The sequence below is a fragment of the Kamptonema formosum PCC 6407 genome (genome assembly GCF_000332155.1).
Classification (GTDB): Bacteria; Cyanobacteriota; Cyanobacteriia; order Cyanobacteriales; family Microcoleaceae; genus Kamptonema; species Kamptonema formosum.
The window spans coordinates 21,146-48,130 of sequence record NZ_KB235898.1; the positions used below are offsets into that span (position 1 = coordinate 21,146).

General features: G+C 43.5%; 14 protein-coding genes. 4 read left to right on the top strand and 10 right to left on the bottom strand.

The window, feature by feature from the left end; genetic code table 11:
• The first annotated feature begins 61 nt into the window (after positions 1–61).
• Positions 62–2,674, top strand: a complete 2,613-nt coding sequence (locus OSCIL6407_RS0100125; RefSeq protein WP_007355939.1) for an EAL domain-containing protein — start codon at positions 62–64, stop codon at positions 2,672–2,674.
• 415 nt (positions 2,675–3,089) lie between these two features.
• Here the strand turns inward: OSCIL6407_RS0100125 and OSCIL6407_RS0100130 are convergent, their stop codons facing one another.
• From OSCIL6407_RS0100130 to OSCIL6407_RS0100140, 3 genes are all read right to left on the bottom strand, one after another.
• The gene (locus OSCIL6407_RS0100130; RefSeq protein WP_019486787.1) at positions 3,090–5,120 is read right to left on the bottom strand and encodes an FAD-dependent oxidoreductase; all 2,031 of its coding nucleotides are present in this window, start codon (positions 5,118–5,120) and stop codon (positions 3,090–3,092) included.
• Positions 5,121–5,427: 307 nt separating this feature from the next.
• A complete protein-coding gene (locus OSCIL6407_RS0100135) occupies positions 5,428–5,829 on the bottom strand; it encodes a response regulator (protein ID WP_007358297.1) in 402 nt (133 codons plus the stop codon).
• Positions 5,830–5,852: 23 nt separating this feature from the next.
• Complete coding sequence (locus OSCIL6407_RS0100140) at positions 5,853–10,463, bottom strand: protein kinase domain-containing protein (RefSeq protein WP_007358298.1); 4,611 nt, start codon at positions 10,461–10,463, stop codon at positions 5,853–5,855.
• 342 nt (positions 10,464–10,805) lie between these two features.
• Here OSCIL6407_RS0100140 and OSCIL6407_RS36810 point away from each other — a divergent pair, with 342 nt between their 5' ends.
• Positions 10,806–17,750, top strand: coding sequence for a CHAT domain-containing protein (locus OSCIL6407_RS36810; RefSeq protein ID WP_019486788.1), 6,945 nt, complete (start codon positions 10,806–10,808; stop codon positions 17,748–17,750).
• 92 nt (positions 17,751–17,842) lie between these two features.
• Here OSCIL6407_RS36810 and OSCIL6407_RS0100150 read toward each other — a convergent pair whose 3' ends face one another.
• A complete protein-coding gene (locus OSCIL6407_RS0100150; RefSeq protein WP_007353832.1) occupies positions 17,843–18,223 on the bottom strand; it encodes a c-type cytochrome in 381 nt (126 codons plus the stop codon).
• 355 nt (positions 18,224–18,578) lie between these two features.
• Between OSCIL6407_RS0100150 and petG the strand changes: the two genes are divergently transcribed.
• Positions 18,579–18,698: a cytochrome b6-f complex subunit V gene (gene petG, locus OSCIL6407_RS0100155; protein ID WP_019486789.1), complete on the top strand. Its 120-nt coding sequence runs from the start codon at positions 18,579–18,581 to the stop codon at positions 18,696–18,698.
• 16 nt (positions 18,699–18,714) lie between these two features.
• Here petG and rsmD read toward each other — a convergent pair whose 3' ends face one another.
• Together rsmD and hisH are read right to left on the bottom strand one after the other, a co-directional pair.
• Positions 18,715–19,257: a 16S rRNA (guanine(966)-N(2))-methyltransferase RsmD gene (gene rsmD / locus OSCIL6407_RS0100160; RefSeq protein ID WP_007353831.1), complete on the bottom strand. Its 543-nt coding sequence runs from the start codon at positions 19,255–19,257 to the stop codon at positions 18,715–18,717.
• A gap of 28 nt (positions 19,258–19,285) precedes the next feature.
• Positions 19,286–19,921, bottom strand: a complete 636-nt coding sequence (gene hisH / locus OSCIL6407_RS0100165) for an imidazole glycerol phosphate synthase subunit HisH (RefSeq protein WP_007353830.1) — start codon at positions 19,919–19,921, stop codon at positions 19,286–19,288.
• Positions 19,922–19,988: 67 nt separating this feature from the next.
• On the opposite strand from hisH, the gene OSCIL6407_RS0100170 reads away from it, so the two are divergent.
• Positions 19,989–20,522, top strand: a complete 534-nt coding sequence (locus OSCIL6407_RS0100170) for a pyroglutamyl-peptidase I family protein (RefSeq protein WP_007353829.1) — start codon at positions 19,989–19,991, stop codon at positions 20,520–20,522.
• A 225-nt stretch (positions 20,523–20,747) separates the two neighbouring features.
• Here the strand turns inward: OSCIL6407_RS0100170 and OSCIL6407_RS0100175 are convergent, their stop codons facing one another.
• The 4 genes from OSCIL6407_RS0100175 to bchI all read right to left on the bottom strand — a co-directional run bounded on the left by OSCIL6407_RS0100175 (position 20,748) and on the right by bchI (position 26,888).
• Entirely contained in the window at positions 20,748–22,094 is a 1,347-nt protein-coding gene (locus OSCIL6407_RS0100175; protein WP_007353828.1) for an ArsB/NhaD family transporter, read from the bottom strand.
• A 35-nt stretch (positions 22,095–22,129) separates the two neighbouring features.
• Positions 22,130–24,685 carry a tetratricopeptide repeat protein gene (locus OSCIL6407_RS0100180; RefSeq protein ID WP_007353827.1) on the bottom strand — a complete coding sequence of 852 codons (2,556 nt, stop codon included), beginning with the start codon at positions 24,683–24,685 and terminating at the stop codon, positions 22,130–22,132.
• A gap of 242 nt (positions 24,686–24,927) precedes the next feature.
• Positions 24,928–25,452: a crossover junction endodeoxyribonuclease RuvC gene (gene ruvC, locus OSCIL6407_RS0100185; RefSeq protein ID WP_007353826.1), complete on the bottom strand. Its 525-nt coding sequence runs from the start codon at positions 25,450–25,452 to the stop codon at positions 24,928–24,930.
• 293 nt (positions 25,453–25,745) lie between these two features.
• On the bottom strand, positions 25,746–26,888 hold the full coding sequence (gene bchI / locus OSCIL6407_RS0100190) for a magnesium chelatase ATPase subunit I (protein WP_007353825.1): 1,143 nt from the start codon (positions 26,886–26,888) through the stop codon (positions 25,746–25,748).
• Between the last annotated feature and the right edge of the window lie 97 nt (positions 26,889–26,985).

Consider the following 26,985-nt stretch of genomic DNA (forward strand, 5'->3'; position numbering starts at 1 on the left):
TTAGGCTCAACTAATTTACAACATCCTCGTTCAGGCTAATTCGCATCCAGCTATTTCCTCCGTGACTCCTAAATTCTATCGAAATCTTCGCTCTGTACTCTCCTTAGCAGCTCACTTCAGCGTTTTCTCCAACGGTACGAGGCTGAAGCTCTTTCCCGCCATACTAATTAGCATAACCGTTAGCTTGCTGCTACTATTAATTCGCCAACTTGGAGGGCTTCAAGAGCTGGAAATGGCGACTTTTGACCGAGGTCTGCGTTTAATGGGCGATCGCGGCCCCGATCCGCGACTGCTAGTAGTGAGTATCACCGAAGAAGATATCCAAGCACTAGGCAGAGTCCCCCTTTCCGATCGCCGGATCGCCCAAGCACTAGCACAACTGCAACGACACCAGCCCAAAGTAATTGGCTTAGACATATATCGCGATGTACCTCAAGAACCAGGACACAAAGAACTCCTAACTCAACTCCAAGCCCCAAACGCGATCGCCATCTCAAAATTTAACGACTCTGAAAGCATGGGAGTCCCGCCGCCGCCAGGAGTACCACCCGATCGTATCGGCTTTAACGACTTGTTGCTTGACCTCGATGGAGTCGTCCGCCGCAACTTAGTTTTTCTCTCAAAACCAGGTAGCAAACCCCTATACTCCTTTTCTTTCCGGCTCGCATTTTTTTACATCAAAGACATAGTTGAACCCAAAAATAGCACTACTAATCCCAACCATATTTACTGGGGCAAAGCCAAGTTTGTACCATTAGAACCCAATGCTGGCGGTTATACTAACCTGGATGCCAAAGGCTACCAAATTCTGATCGATTACCGTTCTCCTCGCAAAGTAGCGCGACAAATCAGCTTTAGGCAAGTATTAAAAGGAGATTTTGACCCCAACTGGGTAAAAGGCAAAATTGTACTCATCGGCACTACTGCCCCCAGCAGTAGAGACGTATTTCTCACCCCCTACAGCCCCATTGAGAAACAAAACGCCAAAATGCCTGGAGTGCTGCTTCACGCCCAAATGGTCAGTCAAATTTTAAGTGCAGTTTTGGACGGCGAGCCCCTGTTTTGGTTCTGGCCAGAGTGGGCAGAATTTTTGTGGGCAGCAGGATGGGCAATTGTGGGCGGAATCCTAGCTTTACGAATTCAACACCCAGCCAAATTGGGGGTGGTTTTAGTAATAGCATTAGGAACTTTACTAGCGATTACCCTTGGATTATTTACAGAGGCAGGGTGGGTGCCACCCGTAGAGCCAATATTGGCATTGCTAGTAACAAGTGCCTGTGTGACTGCCTACAAACAGCTATACAATGCCTTTCACGATTCCCTGACAGGATTGCCTAACCGAGCTTTGTTTATTGAACGGGTTGCTCGCGCTGCCAAAAATGCCAAACATCGCCAGTACGATTTTTTTGCAGTATTTTTTCTGGATTTGGATCGTTTTAAGGTAATTAACGATTCTCTCGGTCATGTCGCGGGGGACAGCTTGCTAATTGCTTTGGTGGAAAGATTGAAGTGTTGCGTGCGAATTAGTGACCTTGTGGCACGAGTGGGAGGGGGAGATTTTGCGATTCTAATTGAAAATATTAAGGATGTTGCTACTGCTACCAGCGTCGCAGAACGGATTCATGAAGCATTAATTATACCTTTTAATTTGAGCGGACAAGAAATATTAATGACGGTGAGTATTGGTATTGCTGTGGGGGGTTCCCAAGGCGAGACGCAAACAGGGGAAGAAGACGAGCGACCAGAGCATTTATTGCGGGATGCTCACACGGCAATGTATCGCGCTAAAGCTTTGGGAATGGGGCGCTATCAGGTGTTTAATGCGGCAATGCACGCAACCGCAGTGGAACGATTGCAGTTAGAGACGGATTTACGAATGGCTGTCAAGCGTCAAGAGTTTTTACTGCACTACCAGCCTTTTGTACATTTAGCTACTGGAAAGATTATCGGTTTTGAAGCGCTGATTCGCTGGCAACATCCGGGACGGGGTTTGGTGTCGCCTCTGAAGTTTATTCCGGTGGCGGAGGAAACGGGTTTGATTTTGCCTATAGGTCAGTGGGTGTTGGAGGAAGCTATGCGCCAATTACGTTTGTGGCAACAGCAGTTTCAGTTCGATCCTCCTTTAACGATGAGTGTGAATTTGTCTGCTAAGCAGTTTTCACAGCCGGATTTGGTGAAACAAATTAAGGAAATCCTGCAACGGACGGGTATTGAACCTGAGTGTTTGAAGTTGGAGATTACGGAAAGTGTGGTAATGGATGAGGTAGAATCTGCGATCGCAGTTCTTAATCAGATGAAGGCGTTAAATGTCAAGTTGGGAATTGATGATTTTGGGACGGGATATTCGTCTTTGAGTTATTTGAGCCGCTTTCCTACTGATACTTTGAAGGTGGATAAGTCTTTTGTGGGTCGCATGGAAGTGGGCTCAGAGGGGATGGTGGAAAAAATCGCTAATCCGAAGTCACGCGGGGGAGAAAATACGGCTATAGTGCGGACTATTGTGATGCTAGCTCACGCTTTGGGGATGGATGTGATTGCTGAGGGGGTGGAAACGGCTGAACAGTTGGCTAAGTTGCGATCGCTTGGCTGTGAATACGGTCAAGGTTATTTCTTTGCTAGGCCGCTTCCGAGTGAGGCGGCAACGGCGCTCATTGCTTCCGATCCTGAGTGGTAATTGTTAACAGTTAACAGTTAACAGTTAACTGTTAACTGTTAACTGGTAACTGGTAACTGGTAATTGGTAATTGGTAATTGGTAATTGGTAATTGGGTATTAAGTTAGTGCGTAATATCATGTCTGGCAAATTACTTACGAGCGGTCATTGCGAGCGAAGCGAAGCAATCGCAGAGACTAGGCGATTGCTTCGCTTCGCTCGCAATGACAAGTATTTAACCGGACATGATATAATTCCGGCTAATAACTAACAACTAACAACTAACAACTAACAATCAACAACCTACAATGAACCAAGATTTAGGTTATGCTACGCTCCACCCAACAACCTACATTTTGCATTTTTAATTCTAATTAGCAATTGGTAATTACCAATTAGCAATTACCAATTACCAATTATTTGTGCAAGCAGCCTATTACTTCCACTTTTGCCAAGAACTATTGAAAATCGAAGTTCCGGGAAAAGCAATCTGGTTTTTCTGTTGCTCTAACCGCCGTTGCAGCGCTTCCAAATCAGGCTCATAAGAAGGTAATTCATCCACCAATTGATAAGGCAGAATCCCCTTTTCTAGGGCAAAACTAGCAGTAGTTCCGGCCGCTGCACCCGAAGACCATTCAAAAGAATGTACGCGATAAGCAGCGGCCGCAGTGTGGCTAGTAGCAATACTTTTCCCTGCAACTAACATATTATCAATTTTCTGCGGAATCAATGCTCTGAGCGGAATTTGGAAGGGATAAGCTTCACCTTGACCCTTGCGAGTTCCTTCGCGTTCAGTATTACCGGGTGCTTCTGGGGGGCTATTAGTCATACAGGGGTGAAAGTCGATCGCATAGTGACCAATTCCCACAGAATCAGGATAAATAAAAGAGCGCGATCGCGGCTTTGTTTCCTCCACAGATAGATCTCCCACAGCCAAAGCAGGTGCATCTAAACCACCCAAAGCTAACCACAAATCGCGATACTGTTCGGGAGATAGATTTTGGCGATAAAAATCAGTCGCAAAGTTATTGCGAGACATATCTACTTCCCACACAGTAAAACCTTGCGGTTGAGCCAAACTTGGCCGTCCAATTATTCTCCTTCCCTCCCGCATATAAGGATATTTAGAAAGCCCATGTACTGTTCCCATCGGCGAATCTAAACCCGTCAAATATTTGAGATTTGGGTAAGGCTTTTTCACGCCATTGCCTAATTGTGAATCAGTTGTACCTACAGCTAGCCAATAGAAAAATCCTTGGGCATTTTCTTCACCACGTCGCAAAGTTTCTGTCCGTAAGCCGCCCATCCAGCCTCCCGGTTGCAATTGACCTGTGGCTTGCAATTGTTCGCGAGTATAGATCAGGTTATCTGTGGAAGTTCCAGGCCGATAATCGTTACCCCAAGTCCAGTTTTGCATGGAGATATCGCCCGGATAGATGGGAAAGTCTCTAGGGTTTGGAGGTCGTTTTTGATCTGGTTTAGTGCTAAAAATTTGGCGGTAGGTGAATACTAGGGGAAAACTAGCTAATCGCTGCAATTCATAGCTGTAGTAGGGAGCATATTGTTGATAGAATGAGGGTAGTTGATGGGTCTGGGGTTCCTTAGTTGCCTGCATTGCAAAGGTATAGGTAAAACCTTGAGTACAATAAGGATCGCCATTAGGACTTGCTGAAGAAGGTTCTAGATAGGAACGGGGGTCAATCCCCAGGCGGTAGGGAACGTCTGCGAGACCGATTAATTCACCTGTTTCGGTGGCATCTATGACATACCAATTAGCCGATTTAGCTGTTTGCTGAGGTTTATTTGACTGCTTGGGGGTGAAGCGAATAATGGTTTTATTAAATCGTGCGGAATTTTCGTATCGATAGGCATCTTCGATGGTTTGAGAAAGAGGTTCAGCGTTAATCGGAGGAGTACCTGTTGCTGGTTGATGCTGAATCGCGATCGCGCCTTTAATTTGATTCCCGGAAATGTCTAAATCTTTGACGACTGTATTAGGAAACCATTTAAGCGTACCTTTGCCTTTTTTGGCGGCATCTTGCAACATTTTAAATAGGATTTTATGGCCATCGTAGGGCATGAAGCAAGAATTACTGACCCAACAGCCGCCGGGATTGAGTCTACCGTAATGCTTTTGGATGCGCGATCGCAATTCTAGATAGCCGCGAGGATAGAATAATAGCGATCGCTGGGTTTCACGTTCGTCAAGTGCTGAGGTACCTTGGGAGGAAATTTGCCCGCCTACCCAGTCGGTAATTTCAGTTAAGCAAACAGTGCGACCTGCGAGTAAGCTTTCGTAAGCAGTGGCCGCACCTGAAAGCCCACCACCTACTACCAGAATGTCGCAATTTTCTTCTTTGTCTGGCGTGCGGGGAGGTGCGGCTATTGCGGGACTAATGGCTGAAATTAGGGAGATCAGGCTGAGGGTGAGGCTTACCAGTGATTTGCCTTGCACTTGACGCTGCATGGTAGATGGTGTGTTGAGTTTGGACATAGAAACTGAGAGGGCGAATATCAGAGGGCTAATAGCGCTCAAATGTTCATTCTGCACTATACGGGCTTTTGGCGATCGCGTCAGGGTAATATTACTAATTGGTAATTGGTAATGGCTAATGGCTAATGGCTAATGGCTAATGGCTAATGGCTAATTGCTAATTGCTAATTGCTAATTGCTAATTGCTAATTGCTAACTTCCCCATCTCCCCCATCTCCCCCATCTTCCCCATCTCCCCCATCCTATCCTCCCCTGCTCCCCCGCTCCCTCTTACTCATTACTAGGATTCAATTCCCCCTAAGCCAGATTCGAGAGCTTCTATTAAAGTCGCTTTATCCCAAGGCTTAGGTAAATACCGATGTAGATTAGCATATTTTCTAGCTCTTTCTATTGCTTCTTCATCGGCTTGACCCGTCAAAAGTACCGTCACAATATTGGGGAATTGCTGATGGACTTTAATTAAAAATTCATCCCCTTTCATATTCGGCATTAGCCAATCAGACACAATAATCAGAATATCAACTCCATCTTGATTTAATTCCTCTATGACTTCCAGCGCTTCATCAGCACTTTCTGCAAATTCATAACTATAGAGATTGCCAAAATGATGAGTGAGTTGATCTCTCAAACAGCTCAAAATCATTCTTTCATCATCTACACATAAAATAGCTTTCTTTGGCATAAAATCACACTCCTGATTCAAGTTTATCTAATCGGTAAATACACTCTAAACACAGTCCGACCTGGTTGGCTGTCTACCTCAATATTACCCTGATGTTTGTCAATAATTCTCTTGACAATATCCAAACCCAATCCACTACCTTCGCCAGCAGCCTTAGTCGTAAAAAAGGGTTCAAATATTCGCGGTTGGATTTCTGGCGGGATACCAGAACCGGAATCAGTGAATTGTACTACTATATTATGATTTTGCTCCATAACGGATATCTCTAACGTTCCCTTATTATTCATTGCGTGAATAGCATTATGAATGAGATTTGTCCAAACTTGGTTCAACTCTTCAGGATAACAAAGAATCGGTGGGACTTCCTCATAGTTTTTGATCACTTCAATTCTCTGCTTGAGGTGATTTTGATAAATAGTTAAAACCACATCTATGCCATCTTTCACAGTGGCAGTGGTCATTTCATCAGATTTATTATGACGGGCGTAACTTTTGAGTGAAAAGACTATTTTAGATGCTCTTTCTACAGCTAGCACAATATTCCGGCTGTTGTTATGTTGTAGATATAAGTTATAGACTGTATCTAAAATAAAAGTGTTGTCTTGTTGTTGAAATAATGTTATAAACGGAGCGATCTCTTGGGAAAAACCTAGCTTAACTAAAGTATCTGCAATAGTTTCTGACTCATCAATATTTTGATTTTCTAATTCTTTTTTGAGAGTGCGTTTTAACTGCCTTTCTTCTCTAAATGAAAGTATTTCCTCGTTTTCTCTGGCGGCTTCTAATAAAGCAAAAAAATCGGCTTGTCTTTCAGGAGATAGTTTTTGAATAATTTGTGGGAGTTGTTTAAGTGAATTATTGAGAGCATTAGTGATATTCCCAATAGAGGCGCGGATCGCTCCCAAAGGCGTATTGATTTCGTGGGCTACGCCCGCAATTAGTTGTCCGAGAGCAGCCATTTTTTCGGCTTGAATTAGTTCTTGTTGAGCGGCTTTGAGTTGTTGGAGAGCAGCGATCAATTCTTCATTTTTTTTGCGTAGAGCTTCTACAGCTCGTTTGCGATCGCTGATATTCCGAATCATAAATAGTGCTTCATTAGGCCCACTCACTACCACCCGTACTTCTTCATATTGTAGCGTACCATCAATCACAATTTGCTGTTCGTAAATTTGACCTTTTCCTGTAGCTAAAGTTTGTTTCAGATTTTCTAGATGGCGCTGAGAAACTTCTGGCGGCAAAAAATCCGATATATGCTTGCCAATTGGGTTATAATCTGATGGCAATAAACTAACCAGTTCGTTAGTAGCGATAAAACCCAAATAAATGCCATCTGAGTTAACTCTAAACATCAAATCGGGTATGGCAGAAAGTATAGCACGATTTTCCGCTTCACTTTTGTAGAGGGCTGCTTCTGTGCGCCTGCGCTCTGCGATTTCCTGCTGTAATTCTTGGGTGCGCTCTTCTACTTTTCGCTCTAAAGTTTGATTGTATTCTGCTAATAAATTTTCAGATTGTTTGCGTTCTGTAATGTCTTGAAATGCGGCGATGCCATAGACAATTTTCCCAGTTTCATCAAAGATTGGGGTAGTAGAAACTTCCAAAGGAACAACTTTATCAGGATGATGAATTTCGAGATCGTCAACTTTAACACTTTCACCTCTGAGCGCTCGCACAATTGGCAACTTTTCTGTATGATATAATTCATCACTTCCCGCTTGATACACTTGATAAACCTCTACCAATTGTTCACTTTTCGCTCTTGGCGAAGCCGCTATTCCAAGTAAATATTCTGCTTTCTGATTAGCATAATAAATCTCTCCAGTGGCATCGTGAACAGATACGCCTACGGGCATCGCTTCTAGGAATTGAGCCATCCGCCTTTCACTTTCGCGAACCTCTGTATAAAGTTTAGCATTGGCGATCGCGATCGCAGCTTGCCCAGATAACATTTGTAATATTTCTAACCTGTCGGGAGTAAAAACACCAGTAGTTAGATTGTTTTCCAGATATAAAATCCCACTAAGTTGACCTCTATTTAGCAACGGCGTACATAATAGAGACTTACTTTGATGTTCTTTGATAAATGGATCGTTGGTAAATTTACCCCGCTCTGCCGCATTATTTTGAACTACTGTTTCTCTCGTCCGAGCGACATAATTGATAATGGATACAGACACGATATTTTCAATAGAAATTGATTGCAAAACGGCAATTTGTTCTAAATCTATCTTCCCAGAAGCTTCAATCAGCATTTGACCATCAGTTTCTAAAATTAAATAGCCAATTTGAGCCCCCGCAATCTGAATCATAATCTTCATCAAAGCAGCTAATAACTTATCCAACTCAATTTCACTAGCAATAGCTTGGGAAGCTTTCATGACTGCGGCTAAATCTAAAACTTCACCTGACGAGCGAGGGCCTGTTGTTCTATTCACAGGTAGGGGAATTTTATCCACAATCCTATTAACGGCTGCCGATTTAGTTAGTAAACGGGGAAATTTTACGGGTAAATCTTTAATTAAGCTATAGGCTGCTTGTTGTACCCAATCATGACCAAATTTATAATCTTGAATTAATAGTTGTTCATCTAACTCTGAGTTAGGTATAATTAACTCGGACTCAACTGCTAGCATTAAGCGTTTAAAAATTTCTGGCGGTGATTTTTCACAGATAATAGATAGGGTGTTTAAGTCAAACTTTCTACCCACATAAGCTGCCACCCCTAAAATCTGCTGCGTCGATACTGGCAATTTCTTTAACTTACTAACTATTAACTCCACCAGATTGTCAGTAATATCCATTGCCTTAATTTGACTAATATCCCATTCCCAACTCAGGCATTCTAAATTGAAATTTATCAATTTTTCTGTAGCGAGCATTTTCAGAAATTCATTAACAAAGAAAGGATTGCCCCCAGTTTTAGACAATACTAATTCTGCCAAAGGTTTTACTTTCCCTCTTTCACTCTGCAAAGTGTCAACAATTAAATCAGTAATATGCTCTAGCGCTAAGGGTGCTAAGGCAATCTCATTGACAGTTATCTCTTGCTTATGTAGTGTCTCAATCGTCATCATTAAAGGATGATTGGGATTGACTTCCTGAAGCCGATATGCTCCAATTAAAAATAAGTATTGGGTATCAGCATCCATCATTATGCGTTCAATTAAATTTAAAGTGGCTACATCCACCCACTGCAAATCATCTAGAAATATCACTAATGGATGCTCTTCTGAACCAAATAAACGAATAAATTTTTGAAAGATTATACTGAAGCGATTTTGCGATTCTTTTGTGCCCAATTCTGGCACTGGTGGCTGCTTACCGACAATTAGCTCTAGTTGGGGTATCGCATCAATTATAACTTGACCATTGCCATTAAATGCGGCTAAAATTTTTTCTTGCCAAATTTTAAGCTCGGTTTTACTCTCCATTAACAATTGCCCCACCAATGCTTGAAAAGCATCGATCAAAGCACTATAGGGAATATTGCGCTGAAATTTATCGAAATTTCCCCTAATGAAATAACCACGCTTTTCTGTAATAGGTTTATAAATCTCGGCAGCTAGGGCGGATTTTCCGATTCCGGCAGCACCTACTAATAGCATTATTTCAGGAAGATGTAAATCAAAATTTGAACCCGGAAGAGATGATGTTTGTTGTTTTTCGCCTTCTGCTACTCGCTCAAAAGCTGCAAGTAAGCTGTGAATTTCTGCCTCTCTGCCATACAGTTTTTGAGGTATTTGAAACTTGGCTGAAATATCATTTTCACCAGGGATGAGATGTTCAATTTCCCCATTCGCCTCTAACTGCATCAAGCTACATACTAAATCTATTTGGATACCCCAGGTACTTTGGTATCGCTCTTCAGCAGTTTTTGCCATCAATTTCATCAGAATTTCGGAAATATTTGGCGGTATTGCTGGATTAATTTCATGAGCAGCGATAGGCTGTTTGGCAATGTGACAGTGTACTAATTCCAGAGCATCAGTTGTAGTAAAAGGGAGTTGTCCTGTTAATAATTCGTACAGGGTAACGCCAAGGGAGTAAAAGTCTGTGCGATAATCGAGGGAGCGATTCATCCGCCCTGTTTGTTCCGGCGACATATAGGCTAAAGTGCCTTCTAAAACATTAGGATTTTTCAGGAAAGGATTAAATTTGCTGAAAATTGTGGCAATACCAAAATCAATGATTTTTATTTGCTCGGTTTGGGGATTAAAGATAATATTGGAGGGGTTGATATCTCGATGAATAACGTTAGCTGCATGAATTTCAGATAAAACTTCAGTGATTTGGATGGCGATTTGAAGAATTTTCTGTAACGACAATAACGTTCTATTGCCATCTGTTTGTCTTGTTAATTCCGCCAAAGATGAACCCCCAAAATCTTCAAGGATTAAGACTAGATTCTGGTCATAAGATTCTAAACTATAAACTTTAACTACGCCTTCAATATTCAATCTTTGGGCAATTTCATACTCTTGCTTATATCGAATTACTTCCCCTGGTGCGGCGTAGTGCTGTTTAAGAACTTTGAGGATAACGGCTTGGCAATCCTGTTCTCGGATACCTCGGTAAACCAGAGAATTGGTACTTTCATAAATTTGATTAAGAATCTGGTAGCCAGAAATATCCATAATGTTTAAATATTGAAACTGTTAAGTGTTAACTGTTAAGTAGAAGGAAGAAGGAAGAAAAAGGAAGAAAAATTTAGTTATCTAGGAGAGAAGGAAGAATGTTTATAAAGTCAGTTTTTTAGCCATCCCGATCTTATGCTTAATTAGGTGGATTTACTTAACAGTTAACCGTTAACCGTTAACAAAACTTGGGAGAGGGATTTTGCTTCTTGAGTTGGAGGTTTAAGTCTCAGATTACATTAATGTAATAATGGAATAGCGCAATTGCGATAATTATAGATCATAATAGAGGTGGAAGCATCTCAAGGCTAGATAGCAATAATCCTCGCCCGGCCTACCGCTATGAAAAGAATCAATCGGCTGCTTGCATTTATACCTATCCCAGCTACTTTGTGCTTGGCAGCATCCAGTTTTGCCCAGGCCCCAACGATTATCCCGGCTCCCGATGGTACGGGTACTGCTGTTACTCAACAGCAAAATCGCTTCGACATTACAGGTGGCAAAAGTTCTGGAGATGGAGCCAATCTATTTCACAGTTTTCAACAATTTGGACTGAGTGAAGGTCAGATTGCTAATTTTATCTCTAATCCTGCTATTAGAAATATTTTAGGGCGAGTAGTCGGCGGCGATGCTTCAATTATTAACGGTCTAATTCAAGTTACTGGGGGCAATTCTAATCTATTTTTAATCAATCCTGCGGGGATTATTTTCGGCTCTTCGGCTCAATTAAACGTGCCTGCTTCCTTTACTGCTACTACTGCTACAGGTATTGGCTTCGGCTCGAATTGGTTAAATGCTGTGGGTAGTAATAACTGGACAAGTTTAGTCGGAAATCCTACGGCTTTTACTTTCTCATCCCCACCGGGATCAATTGTTAATGCGGGGAATTTAGCGGTATCTGCGGGAGAAAATATTAGTTTAATTGGCGGTACTGTCATCAATACAGGTACGATCGCGACTTCTGGAGGAAATATTACCATTGCCGCAGTCCCCGGTCAAAGCTTAGTCCGAATTAGCCAACCAGGGCACTTGCTGAATTTGGAAATTGCAGTTGACCCGTCAGGAATAGAAAATGGGGTACAACCTGCGAATATTCCCCAATTATTAACGGGTTCTAAATTAGGTAATGCTACGGGATTAACGGTACTTGCTGATGGTAGCGTCCAACTTAGCGGTACTGGTATCGCAGTGCCAACAGCACCGGGAGATGCCATCGCTGGCGGCGCTCTCAATGCCTCTGGCAATATGGGGGGGCAAATTAACATTTTTGGCAACCAAGTCGGGTTAATCGGCACAAAAGTCAACGCTAGTGGGAGTTTTGGGGGTGGTACGGTATTAATTGGGGGAGACTATCGCGGTTTAGGAATATTGCCCCGTGCCGATCGCACATTTGTCAGCCAAGATTCTACCATTAATGTTGATGCTATTAATAGCGGTAGTGGCGGCCGCGCGATCGTTTGGGCCGATGACATTACTCGCTTTTATGGAAATATTACCGCTCGCGGGGTAGACAATGGCGGTTTTGTGGAAGTTTCAGGTAAGCAATTTTTAGATTATCAAGGATTGGCGGATTTGCGATCGCTATCCGGTCAAGTAGGAACTCTGCTGTTAGATCCCACTGATATTACCATCAGCAACACACCAGATACACCCACAATGGCTTTCGCCAACGGCACTTTTTCTGATTCTACGACTCCCACTTCTAACCTGAGCACAACAACGCTGCAAAATCAACTAGGTTTAGGCAATGTAGTCGTGAATACGGCATCGGGTTTGAGTGCTCTCGGTAATATTACCGTTAGCAGTCCGATTTCTTGGAGTAATAGCACTGCTTTAACGCTAATTGCTAATAACGATATTACTACCAATCAGCCGATTGTTAATGCCGGCAATGGCGCGATCGCACTCCAAGCTAATAATACCATTGCCGTTAATGCCAATATTACCACCCAAGGCGGCAGCATTACTCTCAATGCCGATCGAGATAGTAGCAATGTAGGCGCGATCGCGATCGCCAATGCTACTATTAGCAGCAGCGGCGGTAGCATCATCTTGGGTGGTGGCAATACTCCCTCAACTTCCCCCGCAGTTGGCACAGCAGCAAACCCTGATGGCATTAATATTAACAACAGCACTCTCAATGCTGGTAGCGGTAACATCTCTATAGTTGGAACCGGAGTTGCCGGTGTATCTGGCGCTTCTGGGATTGTAATTGAAAACAATGCGATCGTGCAAACTACCAGCACGGGAACAATTACATTACAAGGTATTGGTGGCAATGGAACTGTTAGCAATAATGGGATCGAAATTAACGGCGCAAATACGACAATTAGTTCAGTTAATGGTAATATCCAGCTAACTGGTACTGGCAGTGGAAGTGGCGACGATAACAGCGGAATTTTCATCGCCAATAGCACAGTACAATCCTCTGGCGGCAATCTTACTTTAACTGGTAATGGTTCCGCTAGCGGAAGCGGAATTAGCAATATAGGTATTGAGTTAGATCGAAGCACATTAGCAACTGTCGGGACTGGAAACTTAACTCTAACAGGTATCGGCGGTAATGGTACTGAAGGGATTCTAGTCAATAGCAGTGCCATTAACCTCATAGGAGGTAGCGGCGCTATTACCCTAACAACAGATGAAATCAACCTACTTGGTAATACCACACTTGCTGGCAATGGCACGCTACAATTACAACCATTAACGCCAAGTTTAGGGATTACAATTGGGGGAGATATCAGCGACAGTTCGTTAAATCTCGGAACGATAGAACTAGCAACAATTCAACAGGGTTTTTCTCAAATTACTATTGGTAGAAATGATAGCAGCGGCGCGATCGCGATTGTTGGAGACGCAACCTTTCAAAATCCTACTACTATCCAAGCACCCGGAACAGGTGGTTCAATTATTAATACTGCTGGCAATATTACTGGCAGTAACAATGCTACCATTACTCTCAATGCTAATCAAAATATTGCCATTGGTAGCATTACTAATTCTGGTAGAGGAATTACGATCTCCAGTGCTAGCGGCAATATCACTACTACGGGTACTTTAGATACATCTAGTACCACTGGTAGCGGCGGCGCGATTTCTCTAACTGCAACTAACGGTATTAGTACAGGCGAAATTAATACTAGCACCTCTTTCGCCACCGCAGCTAATGGTGGTACAGTTACGCTTAATGCAGGTAGTAGCAATATCAATCTTAATGGCAATATCAGCACTTCTGCTGTCGCTGGTAGCGGTGGAAATCTCACTTTTGCTAGCAATGTCATCTTACCAGCACCCGCGATCGCGCTAAGTACATTGGGAACAACTAGCAACGGTACTATTGCCTTTAACAGTACCCTCAATGGTGCAACAGCTAATACTAATAGCTTGACAGTGAATGCAGGCGCAGGCAATATTACTTTTGGCGGTGCGATTGGTAGTAGCACACCGTTAGGAGATTTGACAGTTAATAGTGGTGGAAATACAGCTTTTAGTAATACTGCGAACGTCTCAAACTTAACAACAGATGCAGCCGGAACAACTCAAATCAACGGCAATATAACGGCAACGGGTGCATCTGGAATTAGCCTGGGTGAAGCTGCAACAATTACTGGTGATGTCGCCCTCACAGCTAATAAAATTAACTTCGCAAACACTGTTTCGGGAACTGGCAATTTAATTTTACAACCATTTACACCCACCTTAGAAATCGCCATTGGCGGGACAGCAGCTAGCAGCGGTTTAGACTTGACAGCAGCACAATTAGCCTTATTACAAAATGGCTTTAGCTCAATTACAATCGGGCGCGGCGATAGCAGCGGTAATATTAGTTTAGCGGGGAATGTTAGTTTCAGCAACCCCGTAACTATTCGTACTCCTGCGGGTACTGGTTCTATTAGCGGAAACGGAACAATTACAGGATCGGGAAATGCGACAATCACCCTAATAGCCAACCAAGATATTACCAGCGGTAATATTACAACATCAGGTAGAGCTATTACAATCACCAGCACTACTGGCAACATTAATGCTAGTGCTGCTACATTAAATACTAGCTCAACAACTGGCAATGGCGGCCCCTTAACCTTAAACAGCAATAACAATATTAGTACAGGTAACATTAATAGCAGTGGCACCTCTGGCGGCAACGTAACTGTTAATGCTAAAGGCAGCATAGAAATTGTTACTATTAACGCCCAAGGATCGGCCTCTGGTAGCGGCGGTATTGTTGATATCACTGCCACTAATCTTGTGCGAATTACAGATACTTTTACTGATATTAATGGTATAATTTCTAGTATTTCCACAGCCGGGGGTAGCGGTGGTGGAGCAATTACAATTCGACATGGGGGTAGCACAGTAACTCCCTTCATTGTCGGAGATGCTACCACAAATGGAACAAAGGGAGCGATCGCTAGTGGAGCAAATAATGCGATCGCACCAACATTGACAGTGCCAGTTCCCCCTGAAACCTACACTCAGGGCAATATTAATATCATTACCACAGCTTCGGCAGCAGCCCCAACACCACAGCCAACCCCCACATCTACGCCTACCCCAGCACCAACCCAGAGCCCGGAACCCACCCAAAGTCCAACACCAACCCCAACAGAGAGTCCGCAACCCACTCAGAGTCCAACACCAGCACCAACCCAGAGCCCGCAACCCACCCAAAGTCCACAGCCAACAGAGAACCCGCAACCCACCCAAAGTCCACAGCCAACAGAGAACCCGCAACCCACCCAAAGTCCACAACCCACCCAGAGCCCGCAACCCACCCAAAGTCCACAGCCAACCCAGAGCCCGCAACCCACCCAGAGCCCGCAACCCACCCAGAGTCCACAGCCAACCCAGAGCCCGCAACCCGTTACCAACAATCAACAGCAACCCGTTACCAATAATCAGCAGCAACCTATTGCCAATAATCAACAGCAACCCGTTACCAATAATCAGCAGCAACCTGTTACCAATAATCAGCAGCAACCCGTTACCAATAATCAGCAGCAACCCGTTACCAATAATCAGCAGCAACCCATTGCCAATAATCAACAGCAACCCGGAGGAGTTGTTAATCAACAACCTGGAGGAACAAATCAACAGCAACCCGGAGGAACAAATCAACAGCAACCTGGAGGAACAAATCAACAACAACCTGGAGGAACGAATCAACAACAACCTGGAGGAACGAATCAACAACAACCTGGAGGAACAAATCAACAACAACCTGGAGGAACAAATCAACAGCAACCCGGAGGAACAAATCAACAGCAACCCGGAGGAACAAATCAACAGCAACCTGGAGGAACAAATCAACAACAACCTGGAGGAACAAATCAACAACAACCTGGAGGAACAAATCAACAGCAACCTGGAGGAACAAATCAACAGCAACCTGGAGGAACAAATCAACAGCAACCTGGAGGAACAAATCAACAGCAACCTGGAGGAACGAATCAACAGCAACCTGGAGGAACAAATCAACAGCAACCTGGAGGAACGAATCAACAGCAACCTGGAGGTAATGGTAATAATCAGCAACCCGGAGGTAATGGTAATCCACAGCAACCTGTAGGTAATAATCAGCAACCTGGAGGTAATGGTAATCCACAGCAACCCGGAGGTAATAATCAACAACCTTTACCCCCGCGACAACAATTAGCTAATTCCCCAATAAATCCACCTCCCTCCCCAAATCTTGCAGGCATAAATACGATTAGGCCTGACAGTCCGGTTCTGAATAGTGGTGGACTTTACAATCAACAAATATTAAATGTTGCTCCCGGAATAGATCGCGGCGATCCTGGAAAACCAGCCAATCCCAACTCTGGATTAATGCCGCAACCTCAGAGTGGCAACAGCATCTCTGGCAATCCCGGTAACAGCTCAATATTGCGTGTCGAATCTAATCCCGGCAATAGCCCCTCGCCACAAAATCCCTCACCTAACGGCCCTAAACCAGATGGCAACAATCCACCGCCACCTGGTGGCGCGCCTAATGCCAGTCTAGCTGGATTCTCGCCAGCCGTAGAAGTAGCTAGAGCTAACCTCAGCCAAACTCTTGATGCTGGGAGAGTCGAGGTTGCCGTACCTCAAATCGAGGTGCTGACTCAACAGGAATATAAGGATTACTTGGGAGAAAGTCTTTCATTAGGAACGGCTGTAAATTCTGCTCAAAATATCAGAGAAATGCTCTCGAAAATCGAGAAACAAACTGGCAATCGCTCTGCAATTGTTTATGCGATCGCGCGACCAGATCAGCTAGAACTTGTATTAATGACCGCCAGTGGTCACATCCTGCACCGAACCGTCCGCGAGGCGAATCGCGAGGTGCTAATACAGACTGCAAACCAGTTCCGCGACGAAATCACCAATCCTGTCAAACGCCGTTCCACAAGCTATCTCTCACCCGCACAAAAGCTTTATCAGTGGTTACTAAAGCCTTTAGAGGCGGAATTACAAGGGGAAAAAATAGAAACCCTTCTGTTTAGTCTGGATGCAGGACTGCGGACGCTACCAATTGCCGCGCTCCATGACGGGAAACAATTTCTGGTAGAAAAATATAGCCTAGCGCTAATACCGAGCTTGAGCTTAACTAATACTAGCTACCAACGCCTTTCTGGTGCCTCAGTTTTGGCAATGGGTGCATCAGTATTTTCGGACAAATCACCTTTACCCGCTGTACCTTTAGAATTGCAAACGATCGCGGCTAAGTGGCCAGGGCAATTTTTCCTCAATGAAGCTTTCACTCTTAAAAACCTCAAATCTCTACGCTCTGCGACACCTTATCAAATTATCCACTTAGCTACGCATGGCGAATTTAAGCCGGGGGCTGCCGGCAACTCTTACATTCAGTTATGGGATGCTCAACTGCAACTGAATCAGCTTAGGCAGTTAGGCTGGAGTAACCCGCCAGTAGAGTTACTGGTGTTGAGCGCTTGCCGCACGGCAGTGGGAGATAATGGCGCAGAATTAGGATTTGCAGGTCTTGCCGTACAAGCTGGGGTGAAGTCTGCCTTAGCTAGTTTATGGTATGTTTCCGATGAGGGAACGCTGGGGTTGATGGCAGGATTTTACAGCCAATTACGGAATGCTGCCATTAAATCTGAAGCTTTGCGACAATCACAAATTGCGATGCTTCGAGGAGAAATCAAGATAGAGTCTGGCCAACTGCGAGGTGGTGGTGTAGCAAGTGGAGTAATGCTGCCCGCTGGGGGGAAAAATCAACTCAGTACAACTTTATCCCATCCTTATTATTGGAGTGGTTTTACGATGATAGGTAGTCCTTGGTAATTGTTAGTTGTTAGTTGTTGGTTGTTGGTTGTTGGTTGTTCAGTAAATCCTTCTTACTTCTTCCTTCTTCCTTCTTCCTTCTTCCTTCGTAATTAAATTTGCTCCAGATAGCTCAGTAGGTCTGCCATTTCTTGGGGACTTGGCTGAAACTGAGGCATGGGAGGGGTTTGTCCGCTGATTACTTGCTCGATCAGACGGCTCTCAGACTTACGCTGGGAGACACCGTGTAAGTTTGGGCCTATCTGACTGTTGAGATGCCATGCGTGACAACCGGCACAATTCATTTGAAAAATGGCTTGACCTTGAATGGGATTGCCATTCATGGACAAAACGGTTTTGATGTAGGGATCTGCGGCCTGAAAATGTCTTATGCCTAAAATCGCTATAAGACTTACCAGCGAAACCACTAGAGCAATCAAAGCGATCCGCTTGACCAGGTGTTGAATTTCATTGCTAGCGAGCTGGTTATCCAAAGGTTTCTAATTAAATAAGAATCTACAAGAAAGTTTAATTCACATAACATAGCTTAATGGTTCCCGGCAGGAAGGGCAAGGAATTAGTAATTAAAAATTAAAAATTAAAAATTAAAAATTAAAAATATACCAAGTGCTAATATAGCAACCGCCAAGGTAGTTAGGACATTTTAGTTTCCTCAAACTATTAATTCTATTCCCTTCTTCCTCTTCTTCCCCTAGCCCCTAGCCCCTAGTCCCTAGTCCCTAACCGCCTTGGCGGTTGTGATTTTTTTACTCTGTCAAGTAAGTTCACATTTCAATTAAGATTAAGATTGCTATAAATTGCGAAAAGTAAGAAATAAGGAGATATAACGTGGTAGAACCGCTGCTTTCAGGTATTGTCTTGGGTTTGATTGCCGTCACCTTGCTGGGGCTATTTTTCGCTGCCTATCAGCAATACAAGCGTGGCGATCAGTTAGGCATTAATAAATAGAGAAGCGATCGCCTATTTATGCGGGACGGTAGAAAGTCAAGGCTGTATTGCCATAGACTTTCTGCCTGCAAATTTCCAAGGGCGGTAATGGTTCTATTGTCTCTAGTTCGGGGCTGTGTTCTACTGCTATTTCGCCGTACTCGGCTAACATTTGTTGGGTAGCGATCGCTTCTAACACTGGTTGGTACAAGTCGCTGGCGTAGGGCGGATCGAAGTAAATTCGGTCAAACTGCTGTCCGGCTAGCTTATGCAGTTCTGCGATCGCATCTCCCCGAAGGATCTGGAATTGCTGGGAAGAGTTGGCTACTTGCTGCCAATTTTGGCGAATGATGGTGCAAGCTTTGGCGGACTTTTCGATCGCGATCGCTTCTTTGGCCCCCCGACACAGTGCTTCAGCACCCATTGACCCGCTACCGGCACACAAATCTAGCCATCGGCATCCGTCAATAGTGCCTTGCCAAATATTGAAAACGGCCTCTCGTACTCGCCCCAAAGTCGGGCGGGTGAGAAGTCCGGGTAGAGTTTTAAGTTGACGGTTGCCGTGAATTCTGAGAGTCATTTTATCAATTAAAGTTAACTGTTAACTGTTAACTGTTAACTGTCACCCTGACTTGGCTAACAAAGTTTGATAGAATTTGTAAGCCTGTAGCAGAAGACTTTTCTGGATGAAATTGTACGGCCATCAAATTACCTTGGGCGATCGCGGCTGTCACAGTTTGAGTACCGTGAGTTGTACTTGCAGCGCACACCCTCGAATCGACAGGATCGACATAGTAAGAATGGACGAAATAAACCCAATTATTTGCTGATAAACTTTGCCACAAAGGGATATCTGGCTGATTAAATTGTAGTTGGTTCCATCCCATGTGAGGAATTGTCAGCCCTGGTTCCGAATGAAACCTGCGTACAGTACCGGCGACAATTCCTAACCCTGGTTCTGTGCCTTCTTCGGAACTTTCAAACAATATTTGCAAACCCAGACAGATGCCTAAGAATGGTTTACCAGATGCGATCGCGGCTTTAATTGGTTCGACTAAGCCGCGCGATCGCAAATGCTGTACGGCGGGGTCAAACGAACCCACACCGGGCAAAACCACTGCATCTGCTCGATCGATTTCCTTCGGCGAATCAGTGACATGAGGCGTTGCACCCACTTTCTCCAAGCCTTTGCAGACTGAGTGCAAATTGCCCATATCGTAGTCTACTACTGCAATCACAGACATTGATTTGGCCTTATATTAGAAGCTTTCACTATCTTTACACAAAACCGACTCTGCGATCGCCCTTTCTATGACGATAAACATTCTGCTCACCTCTTTTGACACTTGGCTACCCCATCAGCCGTCTAATGCTTCGGACGATTTACTGGCAAAGGTTGCGGAAATAGAATCTTTGCCTTACGCGCTAACTTTTTTAAGAAAACTGCCCGTCGATCCAAAGTTCGGGCCGAAACAAGCGATCGCTAAAATTGACGAATTACAGCCCGATTTAATTATTTGCTGTGGCATGGCGGAATCGCGTAAAATTTTAACTGTAGAATCTACTGCTATTTCTGAGGGCGAAATCCTACAAACAACTATCCCACTGTCAAGCCTAGTTGCAAATTTAACTTTAACTGAAATTAGCGATGATGCAGGTAAATTTGTTTGCGAAGCTCTATATTATTCAGTCTTAAAACATATAAAAAAGAAGAGATTGCAAAGTCAATGTATATTTATCCATGTCCCGATTCTGACAGAAGAAAACATTGAAATAATTCTCAAAGATTTTTTATTGATTATGGACTTTTGTAATGAACACAGTAAAATCAAACTTATTTCTTAGTCCGCGTAGGCGGGGTTTGTTTCTGTAGTAATACCCAATAATTAAACGTAGCCCACCTTACAATTTATAGCGTTTATTTATGTTCACCTAGTTACCCCCTTTATTGTCATTGCAAGCCAAGCGAAACAATCGCCTAGTCTCTGCGATTGCTTCGCTTCGCTCGCAATGACGACGGATAATTACTCATAAAAATGATAAAACAACAAACTTATTACCAATTACCAATCAAGATAATAACAACGGAAACCAAATCGCCAAAGCTAAGAGAGTAAGAAACAAAACAGGTAAAGTCAAAATTACATTGAGACGAAAATATTGACTCCATTTTATGTCGCAGCCTCGGCACTTCAAGATATTGAGCCAAAGTAGGGTCGATAAACTGCCAATCGGAGTAATTTTAGCACCCAGAGCGCACCCAATGACAGAGGCGTAAACCATACCTTCTTGGATATCGGGAGGGATAATATAGGTAGATTGAATGGCTAATGTGTGAATTAAGACAGCAGGTAAATTATTAGTAACGGCGGCAAATATTGTCGCTAAAAATCCCGTGCTAATTATAGATAGAAATAATCCCCATTGGGCGAACTGTGCTGAGATTAATCCGATTGTAGTTATTAAGCCAGAATTACCCAAGCCGAGCGCGATTATATACATCCCCCAGCTAAATAAAATAATTTGTACGGAGGTAGAGTTGAGGAATTTAGTGAAGGGAGATAAGGAGCGGACGAGCGGGGCAAAAGACCGCAGTGGTAGGGATGAATTCGTATAGGAGAAACCGCTTATAGGATCGAAATAAACTGTAGCGTCAACTTTTATTGTCTCTTTTTCAGGTTGGTTACTATTTATTTTCTCTTGTGCCGATGGCAAAGCTTCTGGTTCTTTAATCTCCTGTTTTTTTGGGGAGAAATGAGGCTCAATAGCTGGTTTAAAAGCTGTTCTAACTAAGTCGAAGGATGGGTAGGTGGGGGGGATATCAGACCAAAAATAGAACAAGAAAACGGCGAAACTGGCGGCGATCGCGACTCCACTGACAGGTATCATGACTGAAGCGTAGCGTGTCGCGGAAATGTCGGCATAACTCGCAGCGATGGTATTCACTAAATTGCTGGAGGTGAAAGCCAAACTAGCAACGTCAGCAATAAAACCTGTGGCGATCGCAAAAGCAAAGGTTGGTTTCCGGCGAAAACCAAGCAAAGCGAGGATTTCAAAGACAAAGGGGGTGAGAGTCAGCGTTGCGCCGCAGTTAGTCAGTAAGATACTGGCAACTACAGTCGCCAGTCCCAGCATTAAAAATAGTAGCCTACCTCTGTTCAAATTCCAGCCAGCCGCACGGAGTGCTAACCAGCGTAGGGCCCCGGTTTGTTCGAGAATCCAGTTTAAAGCGAGCAAAGCCGCCAAAGTCAGGGTGTTGTTGCCGAGAATTACTCTGGCGGCGGGGAGATTTTGTAACGCGATCGCGCCAGTTGTTAAGGTGGCGATCGCTCCCCCTAAAGCACTAAAACCAATGCCTAATCCTCTTGGTTGCCAGATGGCGATCGCGAGGGTAAGCAAGAAAATGGCTAAAATCAAGTTTATGCAGATCCCTGAGTCAGAAAGTGTTGACTTTATTCTGCTTCAATTAAGTCCCAAAATCTGTCATCTTCTGCAATGAACTCAAAATCTGGTTCCGTTGTTGCTTCGATCCGATATTGGGGATTGCGCGCGATCGCGTGTTCTAGATTTTCAACTGCCAAGTCTACTTCCTGTTGCAAGGCATAACAAATCGCCTTGTTGTAATAAGCGTTGGCAAAGTCTGATTTAATTTTAATCGCGCGGTCAAAGCTTTCAATCGCTTCGTTATCGCGTTCTAGCTTGACCAATATCTCGCCTCTGGAATTCCAAGCTTTATAAGACTCATAATTCAATTCTATGGATTTGTCGAAAGAAGCGATCGCCTCTTCATATCGTTCTAAAACCCCCAAAGCTAAACCTCGATTTAACCAGGCGACGGCATCATCAGGCTCTACATGAACCGCGCGATCGAAGGATTTGAAAGCTTCCTCCTCCTGTTGTAACGTTCCTAGTGCCACCCCTCGGTTTACCCACGCTTCGCGGTAATCGGGATTGATTTCGATGGCTTTGTCAAAGGATGCGATCGCGTCTTCCGCACGTTTCAATTTTGCCAAGGCTAATCCTCGGTGCAGCCATGCTTTGCTATCCTGCGGCTGAATTTCCAACACCTGGTTAAAATCTGCGATCGCTGCTTCATAACGCCGCAATTCTTTTAAGGTAATACCTCGATGATACCAAATATTGGCATCATCTGTTTTCAGTTCAATAGCTCGATCGAAAGCAGCCTTTGCCTCTTCAAACTGCTGCAATTCCCACTGAGCCAGACCGCGCTGATACCAAATCTCAGGGCAATTTTGCTTGATTTCCAAAGCGCGATCGCAATTGGATATTACCTCATTGTAACGCCCTTGAGACAACAAACTATTTCCCTCATTGATATAGTCTTCCACATTCAAGAACAATTCAGGGTGATTTGATTTCAGCCTTTCAATTTGTTCGTTTAAACCTTGAATTTTTACCGTCACTTCCGGGATTACCGCCTCTGCGATCGTCGTCGGCGAACTATCAGCAATTTCCTGCCAAATTTGAGCTTTATGAGTTTGAGTTTCCGATAGTATTTCTGAAAGTTGAGCAACCAAATCACCCTGGGATTGCTCTAAATTCTGAATCGTTAAATCCTTACGAGCTTGTACCTGAGTTTCCAACTCCGTGAGTACAGCAGTAATTTCAGTTTCTAGTTGTTCTAAGTTCTGTAGAGCTAAATTTTTTCCTCCTTGAATCTCAGACATTAATGTAGACAATTGAGCCTTTGCAGAACTCTGGAGATTTTCCAAATCCTGAAAAGTTTGAGCCTGATTTTGTTTAATACCAGCTTGGGAATCCGAGACAAAAGTAGTAAACTCTGTCTCTACATCTTTCAAATTCTTGCTCACCAACAGCATTTGCTTTTTAATTTCCAACTGCAATTCTGAAAGTTGAGCAGTTATTTCTCTCCCTAATCGTTCCTGATGTTTAATTGCTTCTGCATGGAACAGCCGCACTTTTTGTTCAGAATCAACTTTAAGTTTTTCTAGACACTGGGTTAAATCAGACTCTTGCTTTTTCAAGTTTTCCAGAATAAAATCCTGTTGCCTTTCCACATTAACTGGAATTTGAGCCAATTTAATTGATAGCTCTGACTGCGCTTGTTTGAGATTTTGTAGAATTAAATCCTGTTGTTTTTCGGCATTAACTGAAATTTCAGCTAATTTAGCCGACAAGCCAGATTCCGCCTGCTTCAGATTTTGCAGAATTAAATTCTGTTGCTTTTCTGCATTAATTTGAATTTCCGAATATTGAGATGCAAACTCAGCTTCCGTCTGTTTCATAGTTTGCAGGACTGTATTTTTCTGACCTTGAACCTCAGACTGCATATCCAAAAGCTGAGGAGCAAACTGTGAGGATAATTTTTCTAAATTTTGGAGAATTAAATCCTGTTGGTTTTGAATATTTTCTTGGATTTCAGCAAGCCGTGCCCCAAACTCTACCTCAGATTTTTTTAGCTTGTCGAGTCCATATTTCGTCTCTTCTCCAACATCGGCTTGCACTTGAGAAAACAACTTCGATGTTTTCTCTTTTTTAACAGCTAACTCTTCGTGAAAATTTGATTCCTCGCGCTCTAAATCTGTTTCTATCTCCTCAGCTTTTAGGAGAATACCTTGAACAGTTTGATTAGCTTCAGCAATCCGCTTGTCCAAACCTTTTAATTCATTAAGCTGACTTCTCGCCATACTTGCGATTTCAAACATCACAGCTCGGCGCAACAGGAACAAAACTGCAATTGCAGCAGCTAAAAGCAGCACAAAAGCCCCAAGCACAACATTAAATAAAAGTGTTGTGCGACTAAAATTGCGGAGATTTTCAGCTTGAGTTCGCTCAAGAATCCGCTTTTGTTCTCGCAATTGTTCGAGTTCCCGTCGTTCCCCAGTAGAAATGGGTTTTGTCTGAGTTGTTTCAGCAGCATTTGGGGAGGTGGGTTGAGCAAAAGCAACACCCACAGACAATAAAAGCGTTGAAAGAACGGCATTACCTGCCAATACTAAAGCGAATTTGGGATGCTTTTGTTTCATTTGGGGTACCGAGTTGCATTCAAACGGGTAACTTAATCGTGCTCTTACTCTTTTCTTTGGGTCTTTTGAGCCTTTGGGGTTCGTTAACTAAATTCTACCTTATACCAAAATTATTCAAGTGAGCGCTGCTGAAAGTATATTTCTCTCCCTTAACATATAGATTATAGCAGCGCTCACCCTACAATTGATAGTTTTATTGCATTAGTCCGCCCAGGCAGACTTTATTCCTGATACCCCCAATTTCAATCGTCTGATAATGTTTTGGGACAAATATCATCATCAAACCAAGCGGTTAATGCTACAGCCAAAGCATCAGCAGCATCGTCTGGTTTAGGAATATCATCTAATTCTAACTCCCTCGCCACAGCGTCTTGTACATCATACTTATCAGCATTGCCACGACCTGTTAAAGCTAGTTTAATTTGAGCTGGAGTAAACTCAACTAAAGGGACATTTTGCTGAGCTAATACTAACATCAAAACTCCTCTTGCTTGAGCGACAACAATGGCACTCCCCATTTTATAGAAAAACAACTTTTCCGCTACGGCTAAATCCGGTTTGAACTGGTCAATTATAGCGTTTAAATCATCGTAAATAGTGCGGAGACGCTGCCCCATTTCTTGACCTGCGGGAGTTTTAATCACGCCAAAATCAATCATTGAAACGCGATAATCTTCATCTTTTTTCCCAGCAATAATTTCACAATCAATTACCCCAAATCCTAGAATTGCCAGCCCCGGATCTAATCCTAGAATTCGCTTTTTCATTGTAATAGTGGCTAATAGCTAATTGGTAATTGGTAATTGGTAATTGGTAATTGGTAATTGGTTATATCCGTTAAATCGCTTCTAGAATCCGTTGCCTAATACCATTAGCCATCAGCAATTAGTTATTATATCATTTCCCGTTAAATACTTGTCATTGTTCGCTGTGCGAAGCAATCACAAGGTTTTGAGATTGCTTCGCACAGCGAACAATGGACAGATCGTAAGTAATTTGCCGGACATGATATTAGCCATCAACAATTAGCAATTAGCCATTAGCAATTAGCTATTAGCAATTAGCTATTAGCCATTTCCAAACCAAAAACTTGACCGAATACTTTTTGAACTTTGTAGCCAGAGTCGATGCTTTCTAAGGGATCTTTCCGCAACCGATGCCGCAAACAAAGAGTGACAACTCGGCGAATGTCATCAACAGTAACTTCCGTCCGACCTTCACAAGCTGCCAAAGCTTTTGCCGCCCGATTAGTAACAATATCTCCCCGCAGTCCGTCCACATCTAATTCAGCACAAACTTGGGAAATTTTTACGCGCAAATCGTAATCAAGTTGTACTGATTTTAACCTTTCCTGAGCATCTACAAGCTGTTTTTGTAGCTCATTTTGCCCTGGTTCATATTTTTCTAAAAATTCTTTAGGGTTTTGGTCAAAATCTGACCGTTGCTCCACAATTTGTACTCTTAAAGTAGGCTCTTTTACAGTCCTAATTTCGGCGTGCATCCCAAATCTATCCAGCAATTGCGGGCGTAATTCTCCTTCTTCTGGGTTGCCGGAACCAACTAGGACAAAACGCGCTGGATGGCGGATAGAAATGCCTTCTCTTTCTACAGTATTCCAGCCACTTGCTGCCGAGTCGAGCAAAACATCTACTAAGTGATCGTCGAGCAAATTGACTTCATCAACGTAAAGAATGCCGCGATTTGCTTTAGCTAAAAGCCCCGGTTCAAAAGCTTTAACACCTTCAGATAAAGCTTTTTCAATATCAATAGTGCCGCAAACTCGGTCTTCCGTAGCGCCCAAAGGCAAATCTACCATTGGGACTTTTTTCTTCGCGATCGCAATTTCTACCTGCTGAGCAACCCTTTCTCGCAATGCGTCGCTCATTAATTCGGGATCGCTAGGATGGCTATTGAAGGGGTCATCCGCCACCACATCAATTTCTGGCAACAAGTCAGCTAGGGCGCGGATAGTAGTAGATTTGCCCGTACCGCGATCGCCCATAATCATCACACCCCCGATCTTGGGGTCAATCACATTCAACAGCAGCGCCAGTTTCATCTCCTCCTGGCCAACAATGGCCGTGAAGGGAAAAACAGCGCGGCGGGCAACGCTAACAGCAGGCGGCGCACCCGCATTCTGGGTATTAATGGCTTCGGCAGTAGGACTCACAATAAACTCTAAACTTTTATTACCGTCTTTCATTGTTGCACAAAAGGGACATTACATTGAAGGCGAAGTATGATAGACCTTGTGATTGAGCTTTGGGGCAACTCTAAACTATTGAACTTAAGTCTACTCA